The sequence below is a fragment of the Actinomadura sp. NPDC048032 genome (assembly GCF_040653175.1).
GTDB classification, from domain to species: Bacteria; Actinomycetota; Actinomycetes; order Streptosporangiales; family Streptosporangiaceae; genus Spirillospora; species Spirillospora verrucosospora.
This window is the reverse complement of the sequence record NZ_JBEZJP010000460.1, coordinates 1-6,193: the sequence shown is the minus strand read 5'-3', so window position 1 is coordinate 6,193 and position 6,193 is coordinate 1. Positions and strand designations below refer to the sequence as shown.

At 73.6% G+C, this 6,193-nt stretch carries 7 protein-coding genes; 2 read left to right on the top strand and 5 right to left on the bottom strand.

Features of this window, described 5'->3' with window-relative positions; all coding sequences use genetic code 11:
• Window positions 1-864, top strand: an 864-nt coding sequence (locus AB0C69_RS36305) for a DUF1266 domain-containing protein (protein ID WP_360360000.1), incomplete at its 5' end; no start/stop codon positions are given.
• 9 nt (window positions 865-873) lie between these two features.
• Here AB0C69_RS36305 and add read toward each other — a convergent pair.
• A complete protein-coding gene (add, locus tag AB0C69_RS36300; RefSeq protein WP_360359997.1) occupies window positions 874-1,899 on the bottom strand; it encodes an adenosine deaminase in 1,026 nt (341 codons plus the stop codon).
• Between the two features lie 100 nt (window positions 1,900-1,999).
• Here add and AB0C69_RS36295 point away from each other — a divergent pair, with 100 nt between their 5' ends.
• Window positions 2,000-2,986: a YafY family protein gene (locus AB0C69_RS36295; RefSeq protein ID WP_360359994.1), complete on the top strand. Its 987-nt coding sequence runs from the start codon at window positions 2,000-2,002 to the stop codon at window positions 2,984-2,986.
• Here AB0C69_RS36295 and AB0C69_RS36290 read toward each other — a convergent pair.
• The 4 genes from AB0C69_RS36290 to AB0C69_RS36275 form a co-directional block, all read right to left on the bottom strand.
• Window positions 2,983-3,387 carry a ChaB family protein gene (locus tag AB0C69_RS36290; protein WP_353832315.1) on the bottom strand — a complete coding sequence of 135 codons (405 nt, stop codon included), beginning with the start codon at window positions 3,385-3,387 and terminating at the stop codon, window positions 2,983-2,985. The two genes, AB0C69_RS36295 and AB0C69_RS36290, sit on opposite strands and share 4 nt — an antisense overlap.
• 76 nt (window positions 3,388-3,463) lie before the next feature.
• Entirely contained in the window at window positions 3,464-4,381 is a 918-nt protein-coding gene (locus AB0C69_RS36285) for an SDR family oxidoreductase (RefSeq protein ID WP_360359990.1), read from the bottom strand.
• 69 nt (window positions 4,382-4,450) lie between these two features.
• Window positions 4,451-4,597, bottom strand: coding sequence for a GPGG-motif small membrane protein (locus AB0C69_RS36280; protein ID WP_165959128.1), 147 nt, complete (start codon window positions 4,595-4,597; stop codon window positions 4,451-4,453).
• A 147-nt stretch (window positions 4,598-4,744) separates the two neighbouring features.
• Window positions 4,745-6,193: anthranilate synthase component I (locus AB0C69_RS36275; RefSeq protein WP_360359986.1), on the bottom strand; the 1,449-nt coding region annotated here is incomplete at its 5' end.

Genomic DNA, 6,193 nt, shown 5'->3' with positions numbered 1-6,193 from the left:
CCTGCTTCGGCATCCGGCAGGTACGCCGCGCCCCACGCCCCGAACGCCCGGCTCAGCGACGCCGGATCGCGCACGAACGAGCCCGGCGGCGAGGCGTACCGGCAGGTCGCCCAGCTGCTCGCGGACGCCGAGCGGCGCCCCGACCGCGACCACGACGTCCTCGTCACCGACCCCGGCAGCGCCGCCTGGGGGCGGCTCGCCGCGGCCCTCGCCGTCGGCGCCCATCTGGCCGTCGGCAACGGTGTCGCCTGGAACAGCCTGGCCGACGACGAGAGCGCCCGCGACGACCGGGTGCTGCTGGAGCGCGACTGGGGCATCACCGGCACCGAGAGCTGGCGCGAGCAGATGGACGCGCTGCTCGACGCCCGCAACAGCGACCCGGCGATCCAGATGGTGCTCGACCGGCGCGGCCGGGGCACCGGCAAGCGGGCCTGGCAGGACGCGATCGTCGCCTGGTGCGGCGAGCGCGACATCTCCGAGCAGACCGTCCGGGAGATCCTGGACCTCTCCGAGGCGGTCCTGCGCTACGAGGCGCGGTTCCGGGCGGACGGCCTGCTCCCGCCCGACGGCCGCGTCGAGAGCGTCTTCGGCTACGACCTCGGGCGCGCGGTGAACATGGCCCGCTGGGGCCTGAACGCCGGGTACTGCGACGCCGAGGAGGCCGAGAAGTGCGTCCTCACGGCGGGGCACCGCGCCCATCAGACGTACGCGTCGTGGCAGGAGTTCTCGGCCGGGTACGTCCTCGGCCGGATGCTGCGGTTCGACGAGGGCGAGTTCGGCGAATGGTACGAACGCTCCCTCACCGGCCACCGCATCCTCGCCGAGGACCCCGGCAGCCCGTGGCGGCGCATGGCCTGGGGCTGACCGTCCGGCTCAGACCAGCGCGTCGATCTCGGCGGTGATCGCCTTGCGCCCCTCCTCGTCCAGCGAGGAGGCCGTCACGGCGTTGCGGGCCAGGGAGGCCAGCTCGGCGCGGCCGAGCCCGAACGCCTCGGCCGCGACGCGGTACTCGCCGGTGAGGGTCGTGTTGAACATCGGCGGGTCGTCGCTGTTCAGGGTGACGAACAGCCCCTCCTCCAGCATCCGCGGCAGGGGGTGGGCGCCGAGGTCCGCGACCTGGCCGGTGCAGACGTTGGAGGTCGGGCACACCTCCAGCGGCAGCTGGGTCTCGCGCAGGTGGGCGACGAGGCGGGGGTCGTCCAGGCAGTTGGTGCCGTGGCCGATGCGCTCGGCGCCGAGCCCCTCGACGGCCTCCCAGATCGTCTCCGGGCCGGTCATCTCCCCCGCGTGCGGGACGCTGCGCAGGCCGGCGGCGCGGGCGGCGGCGAACGCGTCGCGGAACGCGTCCCGGAACGGCGCGCGGGCCTGCTCGATGCCGCCGATCCCGAACCCGACGAGCGTCTCCGGCGGGTGGTGCAGCGCGTGGTCGAGGGTGCCGCGGGCGCCCTCGGCGCCGAACTCGCCGGGGATGTCGAAGATGTAGGCCAGGCCGAGGCCGAACCGGTCGCGGGCCTCGCGGGCGGCGAGGTCGAGCGCCTCGGTCACCGCGGGCATCGGCATCCCGGCCCGCTGGTGGGTGTAGGGCGTGACGGTCAGCTCGACGTACCGGACGTTCTGCGCGGCGAGGTCGCGGGCGATGCCGGAGACGAGCGTGCCGACGTCCTCCGGGGTGCGGACGAGGCTCGACACCGACTCGTACACCTCGGCGAAGTGCGGGAAGTCGCGGAACTCGTAGAAGGCGCGCAGCTCGCGCTCGTCGGCGGGGACGGGCCCGTCCGGGTGGCGGCGGGCGAGTTCGAGGACGGTCGGGACGGAGGCGGAGCCCACGAGGTGGACGTGGAGCTCGACCTTCGGGAGGGCGTCGATGAACGCCGCGATGCTCGTGTTGTCGGTAGGCACGCCGCGAAATTAACAGCGATCCGGCGTGCCGGGACAGGCGAACGCGGCGAACCTCCCACGAAATTGTCAGGAACCCTCCCCGTTCGGCAGGATGGGCACCGTGCGCGCCGCCCGACTGATCTCCGCCGTGCTCCTTCTGCAGTCCCGGGAGACGATGACCGCCGCCGAGCTGGCGCGCGAGCTGGAGGTGTCCGAGCGCACCGTCTACCGCGACATGGAGGCGCTGTCGGCGGCCGGGGTGCCGGTCTACGCCGACCAGGGGCGGGGCGGCGGGTACCGGCTGGTCGGCGGCTACCGGACGCGGCTCACCGGGCTCACCCGCGAGGAGGCCGAGGCGCTGTTCCTGTCCGGCCTGCCCGGCCCCGCCGGCGACATGGGGCGCGCGGACGCGCTCGCGGCCGCCGAGCTGAAGGTCCTCGCCGCGCTGCCGAAGGCCCTGCGCGACGCGCCCGCCCGCGCGAACCAGCGCTTCCACCTCGACGCGCCCGGCTGGTTCGGCGAGAGCGGGCCGCCGCCGCTGCTGCGCGACCTCGCCCGCGCGGTGTGGGACGACGAGACCGTGGAGCTGCGCTACCGCCGCAAGGACTCCGAGGTCACCCGGACGGCCGAGCCGTACGGGCTCGTCCTGAAGAACGGCGTCTGGTACCTGGTCGCGCGCGCCGGGGGCGGGCACCGCACGTACCGGGTGGACCGCGTCGCCGCCGTGCGCCCCACCGGGGAGTTCTTCGAGCGCGACGAGGACTTCGACCTCGCCGGGCACTGGCGCGTGCAGGCGGCCGCCTTCGTGCGGTCGGTGCTGCGCGAGGAGGCCGTGGTGCGCCTGTCCCCGGCCGGCATGCGGATCCTGCGGTACGCCGTCGAGCCGTACGCCGCCCGCCAGGCGGCGGCCGCCGCGGGCGGGACCGACGAGCGCGGATGGGTGGTGACCACGCTGCCCGTGGAGTCGGCGGCCGTCGCGGCGTCCGAGCTGATGCGGCTCGGAGCCGAGGTCGAGGTCCTCGCCCCGCCGGAGCTGCGGGAGCGGATGGCGGACGCGGCCGCCCGCCTGGCGGAGCTGTACCGGACGGCGGACCGGCCGCCCGGCTAGTCCTGCTTGCGCGCGATCGCCTCGGCGAGCTCCTCCTTGGTCATCTTCGAGCGGCCCTGGACGTCGAGGGCGGCGGCGCGGTCGTACAGCTCGCGCTTGCTGCTGCCCTCGACGTCCACTCCGCCGAAGCTCCTGCCCTTGCCGTGGCGCGCGTCGGGGTTCTTCGCCCGCGGGTCGGACGGCCCCTTGTGCCCCTTGGGGACCCACCGGTCCCCGCGCTTCTCGAACCTGTGCTTGAGCGCCGAGTACGCGGTGCGGTGCGCCCGCTCGCCCTCGCCGTAGGTCTCGACGGCGGAGTCGTGGGCCTTGGCGAAGGTCTCCTGGGCCTCCTTCGGGGAGCGCTGGAGCGTGCCGGGAAGCTCCTCCTTCCGCGGCTCGCCGCTCTTGTCCGTCATCGGCATGGCTCCTCCTTTCACGAGTCTCCACGCCGGATAACCGGTCAGCGCGCCCTCAAACCGGTACGGCGGGGCCCGCCGGCTACCGGTAGCCGGCGACGTCGGCGGGAAGGCCCCCGTCGATCACCTCGACGACGTAGCGCCAGGCGTCGGGGCGGCTGCCGTCGGCGTCGGTGAACCCGTAGACCTGGGCGAGCCCGCCGCTGGACAGCGACGCCCCGTTCCAGCGCGCCCGCTCGGGGTCGGCGGCCAGGGCCGCCACGGCGCGGCCCACGAAGGCCGGCGACTCGGAGATCGCGAAGTGCGGCGTCTTCCGGGTGGCGTCGCGCCAGGTCTCCTCGGTGACGCCGTAGTTGTCGAGCATCGCCTCCGAGCGCAGCCATCCCGGCGTCAGCGAGAGGGCCGTCGCGCCGTGGGACGCGATCTCCTCGGACTGGGCGAGGGCCATCCGGAGGACGGCGCTCTTGGCGAGGTCGTAGAAGTAGCCGCACTCCTTGCGGTACGCCGCGTTGTACTCGGCGGTCCCGTCCGTGACCTCCACGACGAGGCCGCCCGGCTCGCGGATCAGCAGCGGCAGGGCGCAGTGGCTGGTGATGGCGTGGGTGTCGATGGCCAGCCTGAGCATGCGCAGGCCGTCGTCCAGGGACTGCTCCCACAGCGGTCTGCCGAACTCGAAGAGCCGGTCCCCGCCCCAGATGTCGTTGACGAGGACGTCCAGCCGCCCGTGCTCCTCGTCGATGCGGCGCACGAGGGCGGCGACCCGCGCCGGGTCGAGGTGGTCGACCTGGACGGCGACGCCCTCGCCGCCCGCGGCCGTGACCAGCTCGGCGGTCTCCTCGATGGTCTCGGGACGGTCCATCTCCGACCGGTGGGTCCGGGTGGACCGTCCCGTCACGTAGACGGTCGCGCCCGCGGCGCCGAGCTCGACGGCGATTCCCCGTCCCGCTCCGCGCGTGGCGCCCGCGACCAGTGCGATCTTTCCAGTCAGTGCACGACTCATGGGGACGATGCTGGCACCGAAACCTGACAGGTCACGTCAGGGTTTCGCCCCGGTCGGCCGGATTTTCGGTCAGGTGAAGATGCTCACCCCGCCCGGGCCGACGAGGAGGCCGACGACGATGAGGACGATGCCCCAGAGGAGGTCGCGCCGCGCGAGGATCACGTAGATGCCGGCGATCACCAGGATGACCGCGATGAGCCACAGGATTGTCATCATGGACCCCGGCGTCCCCCCAGGGAGAACCAAGAAACCCCAATCTCTTTGCGGATGACCGAATTACCCGTTTTGTTACAGAGGGGAAGGTCGAGCCTCCCCCTCCCCCTCCGCGGGACGACGGCGATCATCCGCGCCCCGACCGGGGCGTCAGCCCCCGGCGCGGCACAGGCGGAGGACGTTGGCGACGATGCGGTGCCCGGCGCCCCCGGCCGCGGTGAGGATCGACTCCGGGTGGAACTGCACGGCCCAGCGCCGCCGCGCCGGGTCCTCGATCGCCATGACGACGTCCCCGGTCAGCGCCGTGACCTGGAACCCCTTCACCCGGTCGGGCGTGGCGTGCAGCGAGTGGTAGCGGGCGGCGGTGAACTCCCCGGGCAGGCCCTCGAACAGGTCGCCCCCCTTCACCTCCACCCGGCCGGGCTTGCCGTGGGACGGCTCGGGCAGCAGCGACAGCTCGCCGCCGGCGTGCTCCACCATCGCCTGCAGCCCGAGGCACACGCCGAAGACCGGCAGCCTCCGGGCGTCCAGCTCGTCCAGGAGCGAGCGGGTGCCGAAGTCCTCCGGGCGTCCAGGGCCCGGCGACAACACGACCAGGTCGGGCGCGTGCTCGTCCAGCAGCCCCAGCGGGAACCCGTGCCGCAGGGTCACCACGGAGGCGCCGTGCTGCCGGAAGTAGTCGGCGAGGGTGTTGACGAACGAGTCCTCATGGTCGACGAGCAGCACCCTGACGCCCTCGCCCGGCTGCGCGGGGAGCGGCGCCTCCTGCGGCACGGCCCCGGCGCCCTTCCGCGCGGCGGCGAGCGCGCCCAGCAGGGCGCTCGCCTTCAGGTGCGTCTCGCGCTCCTCCTCGTCGGGGTCGGAGTCGTAGAGCAGCGTCGCCCCGGCCCGCACGGTCGCCACCCCGTCGCGGATCTGCGCGGTCCGCAGCGTCAGCCCGGTGTTCATCGAGCCGTCGAAGCCGACGCAGCCGACCGCGCCGCCGTACCAGCGGCGGGGCGAGTCCTCGTGGTCCTCGATGAACTGCATCGCCCACGCCTTCGGCGCGCCCGTGACCGTCACCGCCCACATGTGGGTGAGGAACGCGTCGAGCGCGTCGAAGCCAGGGCGCAGCCGCCCCTCGATGTGGTCGACGGTGTGGATGAGCCGGGAGTAGATCTCGATCTGCCGGCGGCCGAGGACGCGCACGCTGCCCGGCACGCAGATCCGGGACTTGTCGTTGCGGTCCACGTCGGTGCACATGGTCAGCTCGGACTCGTCCTTCGCCGAGGACAGGATCGTGCGGATCTGCTCGGCGTCCTCCAGTGGGTCGGCGCCGCGCCTGATCGTCCCGGCGATCGGGCAGGTCTCGACGCGGTCGCCGCTGACCCGGACGAACATCTCGGGCGACGCGCCGACCAGGAACTCGCCCTCGCCGAGGTTGAACAGGAACTCGTACGGCGCCGGATTGGACTCCCGCAGCCGCTCGAAGAACGCCGCGGGCGCGTCGCAGCGCCCGTACATCGCGTGGCCCGGCGTCACCTCGAACAGGTCGCCCCTGACGAACCCGCTGCCGAACACGCCGAAGCACCGCGTGCTGATGCACGTGGCGTTCGGCGA

What these genes read in the sequence shown, in the direction of transcription:
- AB0C69_RS36290 (WP_353832315.1), bottom strand. Translation starts at nt 3,387, where the DNA reads ATGCCGATGACGGACAAGAGCGGCGAGCCGCGGAAGGAGGAGCTTCCC.
- AB0C69_RS36280 (WP_165959128.1), bottom strand. Translation starts at nt 4,597, where the DNA reads ATGATGACAATCCTGTGGCTCATCGCGGTCATCCTGGTGATCGCCGGC.
- AB0C69_RS36285 (WP_360359990.1), bottom strand. Translation starts at nt 4,381, where the DNA reads ATGAGTCGTGCACTGACTGGAAAGATCGCACTGGTCGCGGGCGCCACG.